18 protein-coding genes are annotated in these 24,431 nt (G+C 31.8%); 6 read left to right on the top strand and 12 right to left on the bottom strand.

Annotated features, from left to right (window positions below; genetic code table 11):
* Positions 1 to 143: 143 nt before the first annotated feature.
* From MARIT_RS00945 to MARIT_RS00895, 11 genes are all read right to left on the bottom strand, one after another.
* Positions 144 to 1,124: an acyl-ACP desaturase gene (locus MARIT_RS00945; protein ID WP_024740321.1), complete on the bottom strand. Its 981-nt coding sequence runs from the start codon at positions 1,122 to 1,124 to the stop codon at positions 144 to 146.
* Between the two features lie 121 nt (positions 1,125 to 1,245).
* Positions 1,246 to 1,974, bottom strand: coding sequence for a lysophospholipid acyltransferase family protein (locus MARIT_RS00940; RefSeq protein WP_100210531.1), 729 nt, complete (start codon positions 1,972 to 1,974; stop codon positions 1,246 to 1,248).
* A 63-nt stretch (positions 1,975 to 2,037) separates the two neighbouring features.
* Positions 2,038 to 2,463, bottom strand: coding sequence for a hypothetical protein (locus MARIT_RS00935; RefSeq protein ID WP_100211978.1), 426 nt, complete (start codon positions 2,461 to 2,463; stop codon positions 2,038 to 2,040).
* 99 nt (positions 2,464 to 2,562) lie between these two features.
* Positions 2,563 to 3,717 carry a hypothetical protein gene (locus tag MARIT_RS00930; protein ID WP_100210530.1) on the bottom strand — a complete coding sequence of 385 codons (1,155 nt, stop codon included), beginning with the start codon at positions 3,715 to 3,717 and terminating at the stop codon, positions 2,563 to 2,565.
* A gap of 11 nt (positions 3,718 to 3,728) precedes the next feature.
* Entirely contained in the window at positions 3,729 to 6,266 is a 2,538-nt protein-coding gene (locus tag MARIT_RS00925; RefSeq protein ID WP_100210529.1) for a TonB-dependent receptor, read from the bottom strand.
* Between the two features lie 194 nt (positions 6,267 to 6,460).
* Positions 6,461 to 8,032 (bottom strand): glucose-6-phosphate isomerase, encoded by a 1,572-nt coding sequence (gene pgi / locus MARIT_RS00920; RefSeq protein WP_100210528.1) that lies wholly within the window; start codon positions 8,030 to 8,032, stop codon positions 6,461 to 6,463.
* A complete protein-coding gene (locus MARIT_RS00915) occupies positions 8,013 to 9,299 on the bottom strand; it encodes a peptidoglycan DD-metalloendopeptidase family protein (RefSeq protein ID WP_024740327.1) in 1,287 nt (428 codons plus the stop codon). The genes pgi and MARIT_RS00915 overlap by 20 nt, the downstream gene beginning before the upstream one ends.
* Positions 9,300 to 9,395: 96 nt before the next feature.
* The gene (locus MARIT_RS00910) at positions 9,396 to 10,172 is read right to left on the bottom strand and encodes a DUF3108 domain-containing protein (RefSeq protein WP_024740328.1); all 777 of its coding nucleotides are present in this window, start codon (positions 10,170 to 10,172) and stop codon (positions 9,396 to 9,398) included.
* A gap of 96 nt (positions 10,173 to 10,268) precedes the next feature.
* Entirely contained in the window at positions 10,269 to 11,186 is a 918-nt protein-coding gene (locus MARIT_RS00905; protein ID WP_100210527.1) for a tryptophan 2,3-dioxygenase family protein, read from the bottom strand.
* 169 nt (positions 11,187 to 11,355) lie between these two features.
* On the bottom strand, positions 11,356 to 12,519 hold the full coding sequence (gene hppD / locus MARIT_RS00900; protein ID WP_100210526.1) for a 4-hydroxyphenylpyruvate dioxygenase: 1,164 nt from the start codon (positions 12,517 to 12,519) through the stop codon (positions 11,356 to 11,358).
* Positions 12,520 to 12,616: 97 nt separating this feature from the next.
* The gene (locus MARIT_RS00895) at positions 12,617 to 13,774 is read right to left on the bottom strand and encodes a homogentisate 1,2-dioxygenase (RefSeq protein WP_024740331.1); all 1,158 of its coding nucleotides are present in this window, start codon (positions 13,772 to 13,774) and stop codon (positions 12,617 to 12,619) included.
* A 326-nt stretch (positions 13,775 to 14,100) separates the two neighbouring features.
* Here MARIT_RS00895 and MARIT_RS00890 point away from each other — a divergent pair, with 326 nt between their 5' ends.
* The 3 genes from MARIT_RS00890 to MARIT_RS00880 all read left to right on the top strand — a co-directional run bounded on the left by MARIT_RS00890 (position 14,101) and on the right by MARIT_RS00880 (position 20,664).
* Positions 14,101 to 16,824 carry a TonB-dependent receptor gene (locus tag MARIT_RS00890; protein WP_100210525.1) on the top strand — a complete coding sequence of 908 codons (2,724 nt, stop codon included), beginning with the start codon at positions 14,101 to 14,103 and terminating at the stop codon, positions 16,822 to 16,824.
* 187 nt (positions 16,825 to 17,011) lie between these two features.
* Positions 17,012 to 19,357, top strand: coding sequence for a TonB-dependent receptor (locus tag MARIT_RS00885; RefSeq protein ID WP_100210524.1), 2,346 nt, complete (start codon positions 17,012 to 17,014; stop codon positions 19,355 to 19,357).
* Between the two features lie 14 nt (positions 19,358 to 19,371).
* Positions 19,372 to 20,664: a DUF4374 domain-containing protein gene (locus tag MARIT_RS00880; protein WP_231975173.1), complete on the top strand. Its 1,293-nt coding sequence runs from the start codon at positions 19,372 to 19,374 to the stop codon at positions 20,662 to 20,664.
* Positions 20,665 to 20,793: 129 nt separating this feature from the next.
* Here MARIT_RS00880 and MARIT_RS16020 read toward each other — a convergent pair whose 3' ends face one another.
* Positions 20,794 to 20,922, bottom strand: a complete 129-nt coding sequence (locus MARIT_RS16020) for a hypothetical protein (protein WP_262509608.1) — start codon at positions 20,920 to 20,922, stop codon at positions 20,794 to 20,796.
* Positions 20,923 to 21,074: 152 nt separating this feature from the next.
* On the opposite strand from MARIT_RS16020, the gene MARIT_RS00870 reads away from it, so the two are divergent.
* The 3 genes from MARIT_RS00870 to MARIT_RS00860 are packed head-to-tail and all read left to right on the top strand — an operon-like array spanning position 21,075 to position 24,431.
* Positions 21,075 to 21,377, top strand: a complete 303-nt coding sequence (locus MARIT_RS00870) for a hypothetical protein (RefSeq protein ID WP_024740336.1) — start codon at positions 21,075 to 21,077, stop codon at positions 21,375 to 21,377.
* The gene (locus MARIT_RS00865) at positions 21,377 to 23,419 is read left to right on the top strand and encodes a PepSY-associated TM helix domain-containing protein (RefSeq protein ID WP_100210522.1); all 2,043 of its coding nucleotides are present in this window, start codon (positions 21,377 to 21,379) and stop codon (positions 23,417 to 23,419) included. The genes MARIT_RS00870 and MARIT_RS00865 overlap by 1 nt, the downstream gene beginning before the upstream one ends.
* Before the next feature lie 31 nt (positions 23,420 to 23,450).
* Positions 23,451 to 24,431 carry a helix-turn-helix domain-containing protein gene (locus MARIT_RS00860; protein ID WP_024740338.1) on the top strand — a complete coding sequence of 327 codons (981 nt, stop codon included), beginning with the start codon at positions 23,451 to 23,453 and terminating at the stop codon, positions 24,429 to 24,431.

Below are 24,431 nucleotides of genomic sequence, written 5' to 3'. Positions count from 1 at the left end.
AAAAGTAAAATCAAAAATAAAATTACAAACAAGCTAAAAACCGCAGTTTTTAAATTACGCTGCGGTTTTGTAGATGTTAACTCGTGCTTCAGAAAGGTTTTCAATAAAAAAACAGCAAAAACCTTCTTTTTAAACAGCTTTTTTTAAGACGGAATCATCCATTTGAAATTAAATTTCGTATCGGGTACTACCATTCTCTCCGTTATACGATACATCCTATCTGGGAGTTTCATCAAGTAATCACGCGCTTTTTCTGCCTCTGGAGTTAATTCAGATATTTTATCTATTTCCCATGCTTTATTAAGTTTTTTAATAATCTCTACATAGTCAAACCCTGTATATACTCCTATTCGTTGCGCTACTACAGAAAAATCTTCAAAAAGACTACCTTTACTCCCTAATGATTCTCTTAAGTGCATTGCTGGCATTACTATTTTATGTTTCATCATATGCTGAAAGGCAAGCATCATTTCAGAAGGATCTATTTTAAATATTTCTTTTACAAACTCAGCATAAGCTAAATGGTGCCTCATTTCGTCACCCGCTATAATCTTTGACATTTTTGCTAATGCTTTATGCCCTTTTTTTCGCGCTATTTTAGCTACATTATTATGAGATATATAGGTAGCTAGTTCTTGAAAGCTTGTATATATAAAATTTTTATAAGGATCTGTTGCTGTTCCAATATCAAATCCATCAGCTATTAAATGCTGCGTTGAAACCTCTACCTCTCTCATATTCACCCTTCCAGATAAATACAGGTACTTATTCAAAACATCTCCATGGCGGTTTTCCTCTGCAGTCCATGCACGTATCCACTTTGCCCAACCATTATCTGGCTGCTGAGTTACTCCTTCTAAATCTAGTAACCATGATTCATAAGTTGGTAATGCTTCTTCTGTAATCGTATCTCCGACCAATACTACCCAGAAATCATCTTCCAACTCTTTAGATATTTCTTGAATTTCTTTTACCTCATCTATAAAAGAGTCTGTTTGTGAATTAGGAAGAAAATCTGTTGGTTGCCATATTTTTTCAATAGGTACCAAAAATTTATCTACGAAACTATCGATATTTTTCTCGAGAGTTTTCATCACTTCTTTTCGAATATTTTGTATTGACATATATTTACTGTTGTTTGTTTCTTTTATAGAATGCCATTTACAAATTAAAATTACCCTAGTAAAAACATCTTCTTGTTCTTCTTTTTTTCAGTAACCGCAATATCATGGCTTATATAATACACTAGAAAACAGATCTTTTAATTGTTTTCTCTACATTTTCTACTAACTCTTCAAAAGGTAATGTTCCTACCTCTATTGGCTGATGTGTATGAATTTTTATTGGGCTAAAAAGGCCTAATGGGAATTTTCCATACTTAAACACCTTCCATGAGTTATTGATTGTTAAAGGAACTATAATTGCTTCCGGATTATACTTTACAATCATTTTTAAACCATTTACAGCGAATGGCTTAGGTTTCCCATTCCTACTACGCGTTCCTTCAGGGAATATAACGGCAGACCATGTATTTTTATGAATACGTTTTGAAAAATCTGCGAGTTCCATCAATGCCTTTTTTCCATCTTTCCGGTCGATTAAAGCTGCCCCTCCATATCGTAAATTAAAAGAAATACTTGGAATACCCCTTCCTAGTTCTTTTTTAGACACAAACTTTGGAAAATGTTTTCTAAAATACCAGATAATAGGTGGAATATCGAACATACTCTGGTGATTAGATATAAAAATAATTGTTTTATTTTCAGGTATTTCCTGTTCATTTTTTACACGAACAGATACGCCTAAAATAAGCAATGATTTTATTAAGAACCAGTTCATTACATCCACCACTTTTTGATGTCCATTTTGGCCAAAAACTTTCAATCCTATCCACTGTAAAGGGTGAAAAATCAATAACAAAGTAAAAAAAACAAATGCAAAAATTGCTGATAGTAAGTAGCTTAATATTTTCATGTATAATTTTATTTAAAACAAATGTAAAAAAAATCCCACTGAAGCGGGATCTATTTTTACATTTTAGTTAAGCCAAAGACTCCAAGGAATTCTCGCTAAAACTAACAATAATGCCAATCCATAAAAAATGGCAAAAGTCTTGAACTTAGCTATATTAGATGTTTGTTTTTTATGCTTAGACCAACCTATAGTTATCAAAATAATTGCAACCACCATCATTATAGGGTGCTCTATAGCCAATAGTCTAGCTGTACTATCCTTCATCACTTCACCTCCATTAGCCTTTAGGAACTTATACCAAGGACTCATAAAGTACCATGACAACCCTATTAACAATTGAATATGAGCAGCTATCAAAGTAAATAAACCTATTCTAAAATCCTTTTGAGTGAATTCTTTTTTTTGAACAAGGCCTATAATTGCATTAATTACCGCATAAGCTAATATTGCTACAACAATATATGCCCAGTAAGAGTGTACGTTTTTTATCATTTTTTGTTACGTTTTTAGTCACCGTAAATGTACAGATTTTTACGCATAAAAAAACCACCTCAGCAGAGGTGGTTTTAAAAGTTATATCAAAATGAATTAGTTTTTAACCCATTTACCTGCCTTTTTAATTAGTTTTAGCTCTTCAACTCCACTATTTCCATCATAAATACTAAAGATCAAAACATACTGCTGGTCTTCAACAGCCGTAGGGTCATTATTATCTAATAACTTCCCAGCAGCATTCAATAGCATTTCATCACTCCAATAAGCACTTCCTTTTGGTCTTCTATCAAAATTTGAATACCTAAGTACGCTAGCTGCTGCTTCAACATAACCTGTTTCGTTAGCAAATTCAGTACCTATATAAGCATAATCTGCATCTGTAAAAGTATATCTTATAGTATTGTCTGGCACCCATTTAGTACCATCATGTCCAAATTTTACACTAGATTTAATAACATTTGAATATTTTGACCAATTTACTCCATCATATATAAAAAATGCCACAAAACTATAAACAGCTTTATCATTGGTTTTTCCATCTCCATCTATATCTTGTTCATCTGTAACATAAAGTTTATACATGATACCTTCAATATCACCCGCTTCTTTCGCATCATACTTGAATTTATCATTCATAAATACTGGGATCTTAGAAAAAGCTTCATTTTCACTAGAAAACTGAGGTCTCCCTTCTCCCATTGCCGAATATTCTTCCGTTGTAATCCCTGTAGCCATTTCCCAATTTCCATCTACATAAATAAAACCACTATTCAAAGTTGAAACACTACCATTATAATAATCATAAGTTAAAGAAACTAATAATCTATTATCAGGATTCGGATATTTCGTGTTTAAAAATTTTTCTATTTGAGAGAAGCTAGAGAAATTAGGAAACCTCAACCCTTGTGCTGTATAATCAGCATTAGTAACCTCATATACTGCTAAACTCTTTTCATTTAATTTTGGCGAATACAATTTAAACGTTACATTAACAGAAGACCCTCCTCCATATAATGCATACTTTTCTGCTAAGAAATCAGGCAAAGCTTCTTTAGCATCTGCTTCTGAGCTAAAGTTACCAAAAGATAAATCTAACGACTTATAATCTTCATCTGTTAATTCATATTCAAAAGTACCAATATTAGGATCTTCTGGTAATGCATCTATTTCTCTATGAATATCTTCAAGAGGCGTACAGCTTGCAAAAGCAACAAGCAAAATAGCCAATAAATAAGTTATTTTTTTCATTTTTTTAGTTTTTAAAAATTAATTTTTGCTCCAACACTAAAGGTTCTTCCTGCTCCATAATATACCAATGCTTCCGATGCCGTAGAATTCTCTCTATCATTTGCATCAGATATATATTCAACATCAAATACATTATTTACTCTAGCGGTAAGCGTTGTTTTAAAACTACCTAATTCAAATTTATGTCTCAATGCAGTATCAAATAAATGATACGCTGGTAATTTCCATGCTTCTGGAAGATTAGGTCTTTGTCTATCACTTGGATCAAACTCTGCATATAAATCTGCAAAATAATTATAATCAACAGTAAATGTAGTTTCAGGAGTTAACTTATAATTAAGCCCCAATGCGGCTGTTGTTTGAGCTGCATCTCCTACGTGTAACCCTTTGATAAATAAATTAACCGTTCGAATCAACTCATTAGACTCATTAAAAATTTTCACATCTTTAACGTTATTACCCCATCTCCAATCTCCTAGAGATGCCATTCCTGTAAGCGTTAAATTATCAGTCGCTTTGTATTTAAAGTCAAATTCTATTCCTTGATGAACTGCCCCTACCCCTAAAATATTTGCAAATGCTAAACTACCATCTTGCGACTGAAAACGGGCTACCTCAGTTCTATCTTCCCAAAGTGTTCTATAAACATTAAAATTAGCTGATAATTTTTCACCTCTAAGCGTATAACCTAACTCATAACTTGTTATCTTCTGGTTTTTAGCTTCATCGTTAACATCCACATTATTACGAGAAGGGAATATTGTGTTAAAATACGGTGCTTTTTCAAAATATCCTAAATTAACAAAAACACCATGCTTTTCATCTATATTATAATTAACCCCTCCTTTTGTTCCATAACCTAAAAAGTTATAAGTACCTGATTTTTGTAAAGGGTCCGTATCTAAATATTGGAAATAATCAACTCTTTGATAAGAAGTATTAGACAACGAAAATGATAAAAATGCAGACAATGCATCTTTAGCATACTCTAATTGACCAAAACCTCCTAGCCATCCTACTCTTCCTTCATTATCATACCAAATTTTATCTCCAACCTTTGCTTTGTTATTTGGGTTATTTACATTAGCATTATCTATAAAATACTGACCTCCTAATAAATCTGTTACCTCTGTAAAATGGAAACCTCTATAATATCTATAATCTACCCCTCCTAAAAGTGTCAAATCTTCAGATAAATCCGTTTTCAAAGTAGATAAAACCCCATACCATTCATGATCATTCCTTGATGCTCTTAATATTGATTCTGAACCATTTATTCCATTTGCAATATTTTCAGAAACAATCTTATCAAAGTTTATCGTTCCTAAAGGACCTAACCTATAATCCTTACTATCAAATTGAAATTTATTAGCTCCTCCAGTACCTCCACCACCACCAGAGCCAAACGAAGCGTATGCTGCTGTAGATATAAACGTTTTATCAGAAATAGTCCAGTTATGATTTAAAGATATTTGTGGTTTGTGATAGAAGTTATCTTCAGAACTCGTTAACTGCCCTTGCTTATACCCCCAATCTGAGTTATACTTTCTACCTCTTTCACTATCTCTATACGTTTTTATTAACTGTCTATTTTGTCTCTGTCCATGACGTTGTTTAGAACCAAAAGCTGTCAAAGATAATTTATGCTTATCATTAAACTCTTTAGAAACATTTAAAAAGTAGTTAAACCCTGTGAATGGCGTACCATCTACATATCCTTCTCCATCAGTTTTAGCAGCAGAAACAGTTACTGCTAGACCTTTATCATTTAATCCTGTTGAATATGTAAATCCAAACTTTTTATATCCATCATTACCCAAGCTAAAAGCTACATTTCCTCCTTCATCAATATCTGTGGTTTTAGAAATAATGTTGATTGTTCCTCCTACAGAAGGTACCGCTACCTTAGAAGCACCTAACCCTCTCTGTACTTGCATTGAAGACGTAACATCCCCTAATCCTGCCCAGTTAGACCAAAACACTCTACCATTTTCCATATCATTAACAGGAACTCCATTAATCATTACAGCTACATTTTCAGAATTGAATCCACGCAAATTAATTCTACCATCACCATATCCTCCTCCTGCTTTAGTTGCATAAACTCCTGGAGTAGATTTCAACACCTCAGGAAATTCTTGAGTTCCTAGCTTTAATGCAATATCCGATGCTTTGATCGTCGAAACGGCTACCGGCGTTTTTCTATCAATTGCAATAGAGTTTGCTGTTACTACAATTTCATCTAATGTATTAGAAGCCTCTAACTGAATTTTGCCTAAATTTACTTTAGATGAAGAAAATGCTACTTGCTTGTTGCTATACCCTACAAAAGAAACAATAACAGCACCTTTATTGGATTTTGATTTTAAAACAAATTTACCGTCAAAATCAGTAGACGTACCATTAGTCGTTCCTTTTTCCATAACATTTGCCCCAGGTAATGGTTCACCCATCTCATCAACGACAATACCCGTGAGCTTAGCTTGTCCAAAAACGATAGCTGTTGTAAAAAACAGAACTACCAATAATAAATTTTTAAAATTTTTCATTTTTAAATTTTAGTTATTAAATGCTCTGCAAAATTCCTGTTTTTACGGAGTTTTAATATTAACTTAATGTTAAGTTTTAATAAAAAATTAACATTAGAATCACTAAAAAAAAACACCTAAGAAACTCAATAACAAAAAGTTAAAACAAAAAACAACTTTCAACTATAAAAAGAAACTATTTAAAATGCTGAAATTTAACATTTAGTAAATCGTTTTCTAGCCAATTCTTTACCTAGCTCAACGCCAAACTGGTCGTACGAGCAAATATTCCAAACAACACCCTGAACAAAAACTTTATGCTCATACATTGCTATTAATTTCCCTAAAGAATTAGGGGTTAACTTTCTAAATAGAATTGTATTGCTTGGTTTATTACCTTTGAAAACCTTAAAAAGTAATAATTGGCTTATTTTTTCGGCTTCTCCCGAGAATTTAAGTTCTAAATGAACCTCTTCTTTTGTTTTCCCATAAGTCAAAGCATCCATTTGAGCGTAATAGTTTGCCATCAATTTTTCATGATGCTCTACTAACCCGTATAAAGGCTCCTTATATCCTATAAAATCTGCGGGCACTAATTTGGTTCCTTGATGAAGCAACTGCATAAAAGCATGTTGCATATTAGTTCCTGTATTCCCCCAAACAATAGTTCCTGTCTGATAATGAATAGCGTTGCCATTCCTATCTACACTCTTACCATTACTCTCCATCATTGCTTGTTGAAGATATACTGGCAACTTACTTAAATACTGTGTGTATGGTAAAATAGCTTCTGTTTCCGTACCATAGAAATTATTATACCAAACACTTAACAATCCTAAAATTACAGGAATATTATCTCTTAAGTCTTCATTTCTAAAGTGTATATCCATTTCTTCTCCCCCATTTAACAATTCTTTAAAATTATCAAATCCAATAGACAAGCTAATAGATAAACCAACCGCAGACCATAAAGAAAAACGACCTCCAACCCAATTCCATATTGGAAACACATTTTTTTTATCTATACCAAAATTATCTACTGCTTCCAAGTTAGCTGATACAGCTACAAAATGTTTAGAAATATCAAATTGCGATGCTGACTTTAAAAACCAACTCTTTATTGTATTTGCATTTGCAATTGTTTCTTGAGTTGTAAATGTCTTAGAAACTATAATAAAAAGCGTCGTTTCTGGATTTATCTTTTTCAACACTTCGGAAACATGATCTCCATCAATGTTCGATACAAAATGCATTCTTAAGTGATTGCTGTAATATTTCAACCCTTCAACAACCATATCTGGCCCCAAATGAGAGCCTCCGACTCCTATATTTACAATATCAGTTATTGGTTTATCAGTATAACCTTTCCATTTTCCTGATATCACTTTATTACTGAAACTTTTTATTTTCCTTAGCGCTGTTTGGATCTTTGGCTTTATATTTTTAGTACCATTTAAAATTACTTCTTCCGAATTGCTTCTTAATGCAGTATGTAATACAGCTCGACCTTCTGTTGTGTTAATTTTTTCTCCTGAAAAATAACTTTCAATAGCATTGCTTAAACCTACTTCTTCTGCCAGCTCAATTAGTAAATCAATTGTCTCTTCTGTGATTCTATTCTTGGAATAATCCACAAACAAATCATTGAAACAAATAGACATCTCTTTTTCTCTCTCCTTGTTTTCCGCAAATAATGTTTTCATTTGAAGCCCTTCAATTTCTTCAAAATGACGTAATAACTTACTCCATGCTTTTGTTTTTGTAGGATTAATATTCGGCAAGCTCATTTGTTATTGTTTTTTGGTGGATTGAGTCTATTTGTTTTTCTTTACTAGCCGTTATTTCATCCAGCTGCCTTTTTAAAGGCTCAATAAAATTAAAATATATAGGTTTGATATTCTCTTTTAAAGGTTCTGCTGAGGGTAATTTTTCTTTAAATGGATCTACTTGCCTTCCATTTTTCCAAAAGCGATAGCAAACATGTGGACCACTGGTATTTCCTGTCATACCAACCCAACCAATAATATCTCCTTGCTTTACATAATCTCCTTTTCTTACCTTTCTCCTCTTCATATGCAAATATTGGGTGGTATAGGTGCCATTATGCTTAACTTTCACATAGTTACCATTTCCTCCTCTCCTAGCTGATTCTATGACTGTACCATTTGCTGTAGTCATAATTGGTGTTCCATATTTTGCAGCGAAATCAGTTCCTTTATGTGGTCGAACTCTTCCATACAAAGCTATTTTTCTTCTTAAGTTATACCTTGAGGAAATTCTGTACTGAAATTTTATAGGAGATTTTAAAAACTGGCTTCTGAGCATATTTCCATCTTCGTCATAGTACTCCGCTATTTTCTTGACACTATCGGCTATATATCTATAGGCATATAAATTTTTCCCTTTATGATTAAAAACAGCTGCTTTTATCTTGCCATAACCTACAAAAGTAGTATCATTTATATACTTTTCTTCAAAAATCATCTTAAATCGATCTCCTTTTTGAAGCCTATAAAAATCAAGAGTCCATGCATAAATATCGGCTACTTCATTCGTTAAATTAGGCTTTAACCCCAAGCTATCCATCGTTACAGAAAGATTAGAATTAATTTCTGCAACAACTTCTCTTTCAGTAATCTTGACTGGCTTTCTAAAATCATATGCGCTTATTATTGAATCTTTAAAATCAATAATGGTTGCATTTACTTTATCATGCTTATAAATAAATACCTGAGCTTTTTCTAAGGAATCTTTAGATGCCAAAATAGTATATACTTTCCCTGTTCGCACTCTACGAACGTCAAAAGTATCTTTTATCCTTGTTGCTATTTCATTTATTTTAGGATACATTATATGGTGTCTATCCATAATAACCCCAAAACTTTCTCCACTTTTTATAGTATCTCTTATAACCTTATAGTTGTTTAGATTAAAGCCATAAGCAAAAACCGGTTTGGGTTTGGGTGTTTGGACTTTATTCGGAATATCTTTTTTCTTTTCTTGGCAAGAAAAAAAGAGCAAAAGAACAAGAAATGGAAGAATATATTTTTTCAAGAACTATTTTAATTTTTTATTGGGGAGACAAAAGTACAAATAATAATACTTATTTTGAGTTTTTCTTTTTTACACCCTCACTTATTAAGGGGAAGGTTAGTCATATATGATAGGAAAAGGATTTGCTAACCCTTTATAAGCATCTAATTCCGCTCTTAGAGAACCTACTGACAACGAAGCTTTCATCTTTATAGGAATTTTATTATCATCTGCGGTAATCCATATCGTAACACTTTCTTTAGCCTTAAATACCCTTCCTGCTTGTACTAAGGGACGAAATTTTTGAGTTTTTATTTTTCCAAATTTTGTTTTCAACACCTCACTTCCCAAATATTTTAATTTAAAAGGATGCGTTTTTTCATCAAAAAACATATTTACATTGATCTCTTCATTTAATTTAAGGTTTTTAGTATTATATTTTCTTAAAAAATAAAAAGTCGAAATCATATCTTGAACATTAATCGCTGAAAGTATCGTATCTTTTTTCTTTATAAAATCTTGTATATATGCTTTTCTTCGATCTTCATAAAAGGTAATTATCTTATTTTTTTTATATCCTCCTTCATCTATTTTTCTTTTAAACAAATAGGGAGTTCCTGTCCTTTTATCAAAATAAGATTGGTAATCATCATTTACCTTAAAAAACCATTTTATCATTCCTGTAGTCCACCCTTTTCCTCTAGCATGAAACACTTCTTTACCATTTAGCTCTTCTTCTTTCAATGACAGTGTAGCATTTCCAGCCTTTAAGAAACCACTATAGCTCATTTTAAAGCGGAGCCACTCTCCATCTTTAAATGGCACTATTTTTTCCTGACTAAAAGTAGTTACAACTAAAAACAGCATAAAAATAATTATTCCTTTTTTCCTCATGATATCCAAACTTATTAAATAATTAGGCAATTATTGTTCCAAAATAAAAAAAGATGCTCAACTTAATGTTAAACATCTTTTTTTTTTGTACATCTCTTAGAAAGTTCCCCAGTTTTTCAATTCTTCCTCACTCCATAGATATGGAAAGAAAATTCTTTTTTGATATTTAGGGTGCATATACCTTCTCCAATTACTACCTCCTGTAGCTTCTAAATCTTTATCTTCTCCTCCTAAATATTTACTTGCTGCATTATAATGTGCCATCACCCACTTTATATTTACAGTATAATCATAGTTTCTCATTGCTTCCACCAGCTCTTTATCTCCTTGCATTTCCTTTGACAATTGCTTAAACTTTTTTGAAAGATTACAATCATTATAATCCTCCATGAAATCCATAAAATCAGCTATATATTTCTTATCAAACAGCTCTAATAAAGTTGTTTTTTGACCTGTTGTATAGTTTTTACCAGCGGCTTGCCAATACAAATGATCATATGCATTTTTAAAAGAAGAATTTCTATCAATCTTATCTCTAAAACGAGCATCTATTAAATTTATTAGCTCAGTAGATGCAAACTCAATTTTTCGATACTGCGCACTTTGAAAACCACTTGCTGGCGTAAGCGCATTCCTAAACTTCAAATACTGATCTACATCCATCCCATCTGTCATCACAGAAAACGAATTGCATAGCATATCAAAGTATCTCGTTATTCTCTTCAAATGTTTTGAAATCTTTTTTGCGGTAATCTCTATAGATTTTGCGACCTGATCTATTTCCCACAACACCATTTTAAACAGCAATTCATTTACCTGATGATACATAATAAATACCATTTCATCTGGTTGCGTAGATCTAGGTATCTGCAAGCCCAAAAGGGCATCCGTTTGAATATAATCCCAATAAGTAATTGGCTTACTCCACAACAAACCCTCTAGCATAGTTTCTACAGGGATCCCTAACTTATCATATTTTTCTTCAATTGCCTTTAAAAGCTCTTCTTTATTCATTTTATTTCATTTAAAAGGCATTCTTTTGAATCTCAATACTAAACAAAAGAGATTTATTTTAGGTAAGAATGGCGATTTATTTTTTTTACAATTCGCCCGCAAAATATGCAAAAAAGTCAAGAGTAGAACGAACCTACCCTTAACTTTTTATATTACTTCTTTCTCTTTTTTATAAAGTTCCTCTTTTCTCTTGTTCTCTTTCTATAGATTCAAATAATGCTTTAAAATTACCAGCTCCAAATCCACGAGCTCCCATTCTTTGGATAATTTCAAAGAACAATGTAGGCCTATCTTCCACTGGCTTTGTAAATATTTGCAGCAGGTAACCTTCCTCATCAGCATCAATCATAATTGATAGTTCTTGCAATTTAGAAATATCTTCTTTCATCATGTCCATATGCTTCCCTAAACGCTCAGGGATCATATCATAATATGTTTGCGGAGGCGGAGGTAAAAACTCTACTCCATGATCTCTTAAGTGCGTTACCGTTTTAATAATATCATCTGTTGCAACTGCAATATGTTGTACTCCTTCTCCTTCATAAAAATCTAAATATTCTTCAATTTGAGAGCGTTTTGCTGCTTTTGCTGGCTCATTAATAGGAAACTTTATACGACCATTACCATTACTCATTACCTTGCTCATTAATGCAGAGTATTCCGTATGAATTTGCGTGTCATCAAATGATAAGAAATTCTCAAACCCCATTACATCCTCATACCATTTCACCCATTTATTCATTTGCCCCCAACCAACATTTCCAACCATATGATCAATATATTTTAATCCTGCACTTGGTGGGTTATACGTTGTTTTCCATTCTTTAAATCCTGGTAAAAACACACCATTATAATTCTTTCTCTCAACAAATACATGAACCGTTTCTCCATACGTATGAATACCCGCTCGAACAACTTCACCATATTCATCTTTCTCTACAGTAGGCTCCATGTACGACTTTGCCCCACGAGACGTAGTTTCTTCATATGCTTTACGAGCATCTTCTACCCATAAAGCTACTACCTTTACTCCATCTCCATGCTTTACAATATGATTATTAATCGCTGACTTGCTATTTAACGGCGTTGTTAATACCAACTTGATTTTATCCTGCTTTATGACATAACTTACACAATCTGTTGCTCCTGTTTCTAGCCCTCTATAAGCGTACGATTGAAAACCAAAAGCTGTTTTATAAAAATGCGCTGCCTGCTTAGCATTTCCTACATAGAACTCTACATAGTCTGTTCCTAAAAGGGGCAAAAAATCTTGTGCTCCTTCAAATATTTTTTCTAAACCGTAGTTTACTGATTTTACTTCTTTCTTACTCATTATAAGTAGTATTTTTAAATTAAAAAGATCGCTTATTATTAAAACTAAACTATGATCTTATTAAGGTATATTTTTATTCTTTTATTAAATTACTTTGCTATAAAATCCAGGATTTATGATAATCTTCTACTTGCAATTTTAAAGCATCTTCTGTAATAGACATTGGTTTAAAAGGATCAATCATTACTGCCAACTCTCCTGTTTCTTTTTTACCAATACTTTTTTCTATAGCACCTGGGTGCGGACCATGCGGAACTCCTCCTGGGTGCAATGTAATTTGTCCTTTTTCTATATTATTTCTACTCATAAAATCACCATCTACATAGTACAATAGTTCTTCAGAATCAATATTACTATGATGATATGGAGCTGGTATAGAATTTGGATGATAATCATACAATCTAGGAACAAAACTACATACCACAAAACCAGAAGACTCCCATGTTTGATGAATAGGAGGAGGCATATGAATACGTCCTGTTATAGGCTCAAAATCATGTATTGAAAAAGCATATGGATAATGAAATCCATCCCAACCAACAACATCAAAAGGGTGATTTCCATAAACATACTCCCACATGATTCCCTGTTTCTTAATTTTCACTAAAAACGCTCCTTTTTCGTCATGAGTTTCTAAATTATTTGGCAATTTCATGTCTCTCTCACAAAATGGTGAGTGCTCCAATAATTGCCCAAAATTATTTCGATATCTTTTAGGGGTAAAAATGGGGTCAAAAGACTCTACATATAAAATACGATTATCTTCAGTATCAAAATCAATTTGATAAATCACCCCCTTAGGTATAATCAGGTAATCTCCATACTCAAAAGGAATATTTCCATAGTTTGTTCTTAAAGTACCACTACCTACGTGAATAAACAACATTTCATCAGCATCTCCATTTTTATAAAAATAATCCTTAGAAAATTCCTTAGGAGCAGCCAACCCTATATGCAAATCATTATTTACAAATAATGTTTTTCTACTGCTTAAAAAATCTTTTTCTGGCTCTAATGAAAAACCTTTAAAACTTAAGGCTTTCATATTTTTTTCTATCCCTATTTTTGGAGCAACGGCACCTTTATTTTTTATTTCAGTAACAACGGTAGGCGGGTGAATATGATATAACAAAGAAGACATTCCAGCAAAGCCTGCCGTACCAAATAACTCTTCTTGATATAGACTTCCATCTTCTTTTTTAAAAGTTGTGTGCCTTTTTCTTGGAATCTTTCCTAAGGTGTGATAACGTGACATAATTATTAATGTTTTTAGATTATAATTTATAATGCACTTAAAAAATTACTGCATATTCTAATACTATCGGACATTAACCAATCTATTCTGGATTCCTTTTATTGAGATATTTCAATAGTATAAGTAAGTCGTCAAAAGAGCTATCCTTCATATCTTCTCTAATGAAATTAGTTAACAAATATAGCGAATAAATTTTTTCTATTTAAAAACCTTCTTTTGTAGAGAATTTTAATCACTATTTTAAATTAATCTAAATAATATTTGTTTTTGATTTTTTGAAGAATACCTTTGCACAATAATTATTTATTAAATCTAAATAAAACAAAATGAAAACATTGCTTAGTACCACAATTTTATTGCTTGTTATGATGGGAGCTATGGCTCAAACAAGCTCTATAAGGGGGAAAGTTGTTGACAATAGCAAAAACCCATTAGTGGGGGTAAACGTTGTATTGAAAGAAAATCAAAAGGGGGTACAAACCGATTTTGATGGTACATTCAACATCAAAACTCCAAAAGGAAAATTCACTTTAGTTCTTTCTTACATAGGTTTTAAGACAAAAGAAATTCTAGTGACCGCGCCTATGCATCTGTCCGAAATTATTTTATATGAAGGAAATGAAATTTTGAGTGAAGTTTTTCTTACTTCCAAAAACAACAAATTTTCTCGTAAAAAAACTGCTTATGTATCTAAATTACCTTTAAAAGACTTAGAAAACTCACAAGTTTATTCTACTGTGACTTCGAAATTATTAGCATCACAGGTTGTAACAAATATTGATGATGCTTTAAATAACGCTACAGGTATTAGCAAACTATGGGAGGCCACTGGTAGAGCTCCTGGTGAAGGAACTGGCTATTTTTCTACTCGCGGATTTGCTACCCAACCTCAACTTGTTGATGGTATGCCTGGTTTTACCTTAAGTGCAGTTGATCCTTCTTATATAGAAAGAATTGAAGTCGTAAAAGGTCCTTCCGCTACTTTATTTGGAAGTACTTCTACCTCTTTGGGGGGATTGATAAACATTGTTACTAAAAAGCCTTTTGAAGGTTTTGGAGGAAGTGTTTCTTATACTGCTGGTTCTTTTGGTACGCATAGAGTTTCTGCTGACATCAATACTTCTTTATCTGAAAAAGGGGGACCTTATTTTAGGTTGAATACTTCTTACTTAACTCAAGATAGCTTTCAAGACGCTGGATTTAAGAAAACATTCTTTGTAGCACCATCTGTTTCTTATAGAGTACATAATCGTTTAAACTTATCTTTCGGTTTTGAATATGCTAGAACTAGACAAACAAACCCTTCCATGCTATTTGTTAACAGACTTGGAGAAGCAAGATTAAACTCATTAGGCATTCCTAATGTAAAGGTTCCTAAAAACATCCATGAATTAAACGTTGATCCTAATAAATCTTTTACTTCTGATGATATTTATTTGACGAGTCCTACGTTCAATACAAGAGCCATTATTGACTATAAAATTTCTGACAAATGGACCTCTCAATCTGTTTTTGCTAGTAGTTATTCCGAAGCTAATGGTTATTATCAATACAATATTGATGGAGGTGCTATAGCAATGTTACAATTAGGTGGTATTCTTCAAGATCCTCGATTGGCTTCTTTAGCTCCATTAGTTCAACCTATGCTACTAGAAGCTACCTCTTTATTACAAAATCCAGCTTTTACAAGAATTTTTGAAAAACGAGATGCTAACGCAACTAATTACAATATACAACAAAACTTTATAGGTGATTTTAAAATTGGTTCCCTAAGAAATCGTTTTGTTGCTGGTTTAGATTTCGTTAATAGATCGCAATTCTCAAAAAATCAAAGTGGAAATCCAGCGATTACTAAATCTTCAAACTTTCCTCAGTTATTAGGGTTCTTTGCAGATCCTCAATCTGTAAACCCTGCTATACCTGATAGCGTTGTTCCTATCCTTCAAGCTACTGGACAACAGATAGCTAACGGGTTTAATAGTTTGCCTTATTTTGATGCCTTTTTAACTCCACAAGGAACTGTTATCAATTCAACTTTTACTCCTGGTGCAACTTATGCAACAACCAGAAATAGTTTAGATCAAATTTTTAATCAAATTCCTGTTAATTACTATAGAACAAACTCCAAAGTTTACGCTGCATATATCTCGGATGTGCTAAATATAACACAAAATTTAACCATTAATCTAGGGCTTCGTTTAGATCACTTCGAGCAAAATGGAGGAGAATCAACTACAAAAGACGATTATACAAAAACCACATTATCTCCAAAAGCAGGTGTTGTATATCAACCCATACCAAATAAACTATCTTTATTTGGTAATTACCAAACAGGTTTTATCAATGTAGATCCTATCATCAATAGAGATACCGAACCTTCAATATTCGAACCTATAAAAGCAAAACAATTTGAAGGTGGGATTAAAACTAATTTATTTAATAATAGATTAAATTTAGGAGCTAGTTATTACCATATCATTGCAAATAACAAAACAACTACGGATCCTGAAGCACTTCTAGCCACTACCCAAATAGATCTAAAAGAAATTGTGAGTAAAGGAGTTGAACTTGAAATGAATGCAAATCCGTTCACTGGTTTAAACTTAAGAGCTTCTTATGCTTACAATGATAGTCAAATAACTGATGCATATAGTAAGAAAGCTAAAAGAACGAACCAAGCTGGTGCTCTTATAGAAGGTGTTTTATTAACTGAATTACAAGGAAGAAGACCTGAAGAAGCAGGGCCTAAAATGACTTATAATTTTTGGGCAGACTATAAATTTCAGGAAGATTCTTTTTTGAAAAACATAGGAATTGGAGCAGGGCTTAACGGGGCGTCAGAACACTTAACAGTGAACAACGCTACCGCTGGAACATTTACCTTACCTAGCTATACCATTTATAACGCTAGTATATATTATGATGCTAAAAAATTTACCCTTGGTTTTAAAGTAAATAATTTAACAGATCAAGTATATTACAAAGGATGGACTACCGTAAATGCGCAAGCACCAAGAGCATTTTTAGGAACACTATCTTATAAGTTTTAATTTGATTTACGTTAATTAATTTGAATTGTTGTTGAATTTTACAACCCTGAGTATATACATACTTGGGGTTGTTTCTTTTAAATAGCGTTACTTTTTGTTTCTATTTAAAATAAATCTAAATAAATACTCATTCTCCAAAAAACATCTTTATATTTGTTTTGTATTTTTTATTAAATCTAAATAAACAATGAAAAAGAGTACTTTTGTTATAGTATTAATCTTGTTTACTAACATAATAATTGCTCAAAAAACAGTAACAGGCTTTGTAAAAGATTCAGAAAACAAACCTCTTTGGGGAGTTGATATTACTTTAAAAAACGCTACAATAGGAACCTTGTCTAATGAACAGGGTTACTTCAAACTTGAAGTACCTGAAGATGCGCAATTTTTAGAATTCAGCTATATGGGTTTTGATAATAAAACGATTTCTATTAAGAAACAATTTCAAAATCTATACGTTAATTTAATCGATGCTTCTATTAACCTAGATGATATCCAAGTTAACGCTAAATCAAAGGTAGAAATAATAAAAGAAAAAACATACGACATTGCTGTTTTAAGTGAAAAAAGTTTAAAGAGCTCAAGCGTTGACCTCAATACTGCATTGAAAGGACTTTCGGGTATCAATGTTAGAAGTAATGGCGGTTTAGGTTCCTCATTTGAGTTTTCAATGAACGGTCTTTCTGGAAAGCAGATTAAATTTTTTATTGATAATATTCCAATGGAGAACTTAGGATATTCAATGACCTTAAATAACTTTCCTCCTAACCTCATACAAAGAGTTGAAATTTACAAAGGAGTCGTTCCTATTTACTTAGGCTCTGATGCTCTTGGAGGTGCTATAAATATAATTACAAAGCAAAAAAAATCAGACTATTTAGATGTTTCTTATAGCCTTGGTTCTTTTAATACCCATATTGCTTCTTTTTTAGGGCAGTATTACGATAGTAGCAACGGTTTTGTTGCTAAGTTTTCTTCTTTTTACAACTATTCCGACAACAATTACAAAATTGATGATATAAATGTTAATGACGAATTTGGTAATAATTTAGGAACTATAGATGATGTTGAGCGGTTCCATGATGCGTATCAATCAAATATGATTCGCCTTCAAGTCGGCGTTTTTGATAAAAAAATAATAAATAGACTCCTATTAGGAGCTACTTTCTCCTCGAATAGAGATGAAATACAACATGCTTTAGACCCACAAAAGCCTTACGGAAACGTTCTAACCAAAGAGAATTTACAACAAACTTCTATCAATTATACCAGCAAAGGTATTTTAAAAGACAAACTTTCTATAAACTTATATGCTTCCTTAACTAAAAGAACTTCTAAACTCATAGATACTGTTTCTAAAATATATTATTGGTATAAACCTGCTGTTTCCCAAGACTTGCTACTTCCTTTAGACTTAAGAAGAGGAGAAGTTGACCGCTATAAATCTTTATTTACCTTATACGACAATTCCCATAGTGTCAATTCTTATCTAAATTATAAAATAACGGCTCAACAACAACTAAACCTAAACTATAACAAAAACTATTTAACTCGAAAAGGAGCTAATTCAATAGCACAAGCAAGGGTTCCTTTTACCATTCCTCATATTTTAGATAAAAATATCTTAGGCATCTCGTATGATGTAAGCTTATTCGACAATTCTTTAAAGTCTTCTTTATTCGCTAAATACTTTAATTTAAGCACCGAAGGAACTCTCTCCGATCCATTCAAAAACGAATCAGATCCCGATAAATATCAAGCAGTAAAAAATTCTTTTGATAAACTTGGTTTTGGACTTGCTTTAACCTATAGCTTTCATGAAAAACTAAGAGGAAAAATTTCTTTTGAAAGGGCTCTAAGACTTCCTGAGGGGTATGAATTATTAGGAAATGGTAATTTTCTTTTGCCCAACCTAACATTGCTTCCTGAACTAAGTAATAATTATAATATAGGTTTTATCTTTAACAATGATAGGAATAATAGTCTTAGAATAAATATTAATGCAAATGGCTTTTATAGAGATGTAAAAAATTTGATTCTATTAAGAAATCAAGCTATTTACTCTAAATACCTGAACAAAAAAAACGGAAAGATCATTGGTGCTGAATCTAGCATAAATATCAACTATAAAAATTGGCTCTTTTCTTTCAACGCTACTAAGCAAGGCATCACTGAATTAAATGATAAAAATGAAAGCATAAAAACCCCCAATATTCCGTTAACTTTCAGTAACATCAAGTTTGCTTATACTTTCAATCACTTCCTTCGTAATAATCACACATTAACTTGCTCATGGAATGCTAGATATGTTGATAAATATCCATTGAACTCTTATGTAGAAGGAGCACTATCAACCCGAGAAATAATTCCTGAACAATTTTCCCAAAACATAGCATTAACTTATTCAACTGCTCAAAAAAAATACAATATTTCTTTTTCTATCAGAAATATAACAGATCAAAAACTATACGATAATTTTAAAATACAACAACCAGGAAGAGCTTATCAATTAAAACTCAGATATGGGTTTTAAAACAAATTTTAATTATGAACATAATAAATAACACTATGGATACAATTTGGCTTAAAAAAATATTCTTTTTTTCAATTTTAGCAACTACTTTAATTAGTTGTAGCGAAGATAATGTAGTTACACCTCCCCAGAAATCTAGCACGAAATATGTTGTTGCTTTTGAAGCAAATCCAGTAGGTAAAGAAGAACCTATTGACTATATATTAGAACTTCCTTCTTTAGAGGCATTGACTTCTGGAGAAATCAACGTAAAAAATAAAGGAATCCCACAAACAGGATGGCGTTTCTTCCATCAAACTAATAATACCCTATTTACTGCTGGGTATTCAAAAGACGTTACCTGTAAAAGTTATGAGATTAGTACAGAAGGGGTTTTACAAGAAAAATCAAAATTCACTTTTGACAAAACATTGGATTCTTACGCCAGTACAGAAGATGGTAAAATGATTGCTGTTGAATTATCTTATGATGGTTTGGGACAAAAAAGATTTCATATTGTTGACGCTAAAACAGGAAAAGTAGAAAGGATTATAGCGCATGATATTGACATTGATAAGGGAGATGGAACTAAAGAAAATCCAGGATCTATTCCTTGGGTAACTGGCATGGTGCAGAGAGGAAATAAGTTATTTGTTTCTTATCATAAATGGCTTGCTGATGGTTCTTATAAAACTCCTGACACAGAAAGAGCTTATATTGCTATATTTTCATACCCTAGCTTCGAGTTTGAAAAAATTATTTATGATACTAGAACTAGTCCAATAGGTATTAACGGACATAATACTGGTATTGTAAAAACAGAAAACGGAGATTTGTATTCTTATTCTTCTTCAGCATTAAGTGCTGGTTTTACCTCTGCAATAAAACCATCAGCTATCTTGAAAATCAAAAATAATACTACAGAATTTGATAATGATTACTTCTTTGATGTTGAAAATGCTCCTAATGGAGGTAAGGTTTATTGGATGAGCTATATTGGCAATGGAAAAGCTATTGCTAGAATTATTAATGATGATTCGGTTGGGGCTTATGAATGGGGTGCTTTTTTAAAAACCGATGTCTTAAAAATGGTCGTAATTGATTTTTATAATAAAACAGTAACTGATATTGCCGGTATTCCTAACCCACACGGACAACGTTATACAACTCCTGCCTTTATAGAAAATGGCAAAGTATATATTAGTGTAACCACCCCCATAGAAACTCGTGTGTATATTGTTGATCCTGAAAGTGCCTCTGCTAAAAAGGGAGCTAAAGTTGATGCAAAAAGTTTAAAAGGGATATTCAAGTTAAAAACAGATGCTTAATAATAAACCCTGTATAAAATAACTTCCAGTAAGTCTCTAAATAACATTGTTGTTTAGAGACTTACCGTTAGCATAAATAAAAATGACAAGTTTAATTATAACAGCTACTTTTTTTGGTGCTTTTTGCTTTTATAGCACATCAAAAAAAAATGCAGCAAGTAACGTTACTTTAGAAAACTGGTTGTACAACCATACTTTATATTCAAAATTAATTGGAATACTATGTTTATCAATAGCCTTATTCTTTAATATCTCCATTTTTGGACTTACTGGGGGGATTCTTTTTGAACTAAGTATTTTAATGGTAATTCTAAGTCTTCTAGTACTTATCAAACCATTGCAAATTATCAATTATAAATTGTTTTTTCTATTCATTTTAATTTCAATAATAACTGAATTTATTTTTTAATATGCCTGCAAATTCAAAGTATTTAAACAAATCACCTTGGCAACAATTTGCTAAAATATCAGCGGGTATTTTAGGAGGTTATATCATAACTGCTTTATTACATATGAGCTTGGCTTTATGGTTACCACGTCCTAAAGAAGTCTTAATTACTTCTATTTACACTTACTTTATTGTTTGGACAGTTCTTTTAATCGTTCCTTTTTTATTTAAGAATGGTTGGAAAGCTTGGGGCTTATACATCTTAATTTCTCTTTTCTTTTATGTACTGTATTATTCTGGAAATCAACAAAACCCATTTATATAATGAGTAAAAGAAATTATAATATCTTTTTTAACACACATACGGTAAGTGGAATCGTAATTAGCGTTGCTCTGTATGTTATTTTTTTTACGGGCGCTTTTGCTTTATTTAAAGATGAAATTGATGTTTGGGATAAAGGATCCCAAGTTAAAAGTATTTCTAAAGAGCAAATTGATTTTGACTTTTTGCTCAATAAATTATCCGAAAAAAACCACTTAACCAGTAGAGATATTCGCTTTAATTTAGCGCGAAGCACAGATGATATCTATGTATTAATTAATCCTGCCAAAGATACCGCAAATATCCCTTTAACAGCTAAATACCTAACGTATTTAGCCATCAATACTCAGTCTGGAAAAACTGCTACTTATACAGAAAAATATGGTTTAGGTGAATTTCTATATCGACTCCATTTTTTTTCTCAAATTCCATATATAGGAGGCTATTTAGCTGGGATTATTTCTTTGTTCTTTTTATTTGCAATAGCAACAGGTGTGATTGTTCATTGGAAAAAAATTATTCCTAACTTCTACCAATTTAATCCTAAAATAGCACTAAAACGTGTTTGGACAGATGCTCATACTGCCCTAGGAATTATCGGACTGCCTTTTCAATTTATATTTGCTCTTACAGGTACTTATTTTTGTTTAAGTATTCTAGTACTTATACCTGCTAATTTCTTATACAATGGTAACCAAAGTAAATTAATGAACGATTTGCTACCAAATCGTACTTCTTCCGAATGGATTGCCAAAACCACAAGAAAATTGCCTAGCGTAAATCAATTTGTTATACAAAATGCTACTCGCTGGAAAAATTTTAATCTAGAATATGTATCCATTAAAAACTATAGGGGTACTAATATGAAATATCAACTTGTTGGTGCGCTTAATAGTGACGATCAATTTTTAAGTTCTGGAACTATTTCTTATGATTTTAGTACAGGAATAACTACTGCTAATGCCCCCAACCAAATCAAATATACTAACAACATTCAACACTCAATGCGTCGTTTGCATTTTGCTAATTTTGGCGGTATCTGGGTAAAAGCTATTTATTTTGTGCTTGCCTTTATTACTTGTTTTGTGATTATAACGGGGGTGTTAATATGGATTGAAGCCAGAAATAAGAAGAGTATGACATTGCAGCAACGATTATATACTGCTAAAATAGGTCATGTTTACCTCGCTATATGTTTATCACTATTTCCTATAATTGCTTTATTCTTTTTAGTTATAAAATTATTACCAGAAGCGTATAGCACGCAAAAAATGACCATTCTGTATAATGGTTTCTTTGGTTGTTGGCTAATTGCTAGTATTTTCTTGAGGTTTAAAAGAGATAATTATTTTACCAATAAACTCACATTATTATCAGGTGCTATTCTAGGCTATTTGGTTCCTATATCAAGCGGTATTGTTTCAGGAAATTGGATTTGGAACACCTACAATACAAAACAGTTTGATATTTTAACTATTGATATGTTATGGATTATTCTTGCTTCGACTTCATTACTCGCTTATTTAAAAATAACACCTAAAAAGCAACTACAAAGTGCCTTCAATAAGCATCCTATAAATTATAAAAAAGAATTATATACAAATACTAATAAGGAAGTAATTACTTCCAAAACACCAACTAAAAACTATATCCCAATGAGAACAAAAATTGTAATACTTTGGATCTTCTTAGCTATTGGATGGATTGTACACCATATGTATGGTTTATTCAATATCTACTACAATGAAACTTTAATCATGGAAGGAGCAACTGGAGCAGCTCCAATGGCACACCATGTTTATCGTATTTTATTTGAAGGAATGTGCCTGTTTTTTGGACTACTCACCTTAGAGGTTTCCAAACAATGGTTTAGGCTATCTTCATTTGTATGGGCAATTATTGCCGGTTTGTATAATATATATCATCTTTTTGAAGCCATAGCTTATGAAAGTGGAAATATTTCGGAGATCTTTATGCTATTATTAGTTGCCATTGCTAGTATCTTCTTAATTATCAATATATATAAATGGATAAAAAACAGGTAAGTTATTGACTTACCTGTTTTAGTATTTGCCTATGAAAACTACAATGGTTAATAAAGGACACCAACTTAAGAAACTATTAGAACACCAAACCACAAAAAATAACTGTGGTTTAAAAACATCTGTTTATCAATTAGAAAGTACTTATGGAGAAGGTAACATTATTAGCTATTATTTTGATGGTTTATTAATCAACCTTATTGATGCTAATCCTAAAAAAGAGGTTTCATTTACCGAAAGAAACAATAGCAACTCTTTAAAGTTTTCTCTTTTAACAGAAGGTGAAAAAGCAATTAAAATCTCTCCTATTGAAACAAATGACTTTATTTCTATCAAAGAAAACAATGGTTACTTCTCATATATTGATGATATAAAAAGAAATTTTGTTTTTTATAAAAATCAGCCTGTTAAGGAAATTAAAATAGAAATGCATAATTATTTTATTCAAAAACACCAATTACATTCTTTTTTAAGTAATGATAAGATAAAAGACAATTCTCAAAAATCAGTACAACAACTCACTCCTAAAATGGAGGAAATTGCGTCTGAATTATTTTTAAACACTCAAAAAGGGTTACTAAAGCGTATTTTTTTAGAATCTAAAGTTTTGTCTCTCCTACATGAGCGGCTAAGTTTTCAGAATAAGGACTTGAAAAAATCCGATAGCATTTTAAAAAAAATACACCGAGTAGAGGCTATCATTCAATCAAATATCCATGAACAGATATCCATACAACAACTTTCTCGAAAAGTTTTACTAAATCAGTATGTGTTAAAAACCGAGTTTAAAAAAATATTTGGCACTACAATTTTTAGTTATACTAATTCTTTACGTATGAAAAAGTCAAAACAGTTATTATTACACACTAAAAAACCCATTTATGAAATAGCTGATATTGTAGGTTATAAAAACCCTACTCATTTTACTGCTGCTTTTAAAAAGAATGCACAAATGACGCCAAAAGAATTTCGTAAACAAGAAATAATTTCGCCTAATTCTCTCAAAACAAATTGA

The organism is Tenacibaculum maritimum NCIMB 2154, from assembly GCF_900119795.1.
Lineage (GTDB): Bacteria > Bacteroidota > Bacteroidia > Flavobacteriales > Flavobacteriaceae > Polaribacter > Polaribacter maritimus.
The sequence above is the reverse complement of the archived record's forward strand: the minus strand, read 5'-3'. Positions and strand labels throughout refer to the sequence as shown.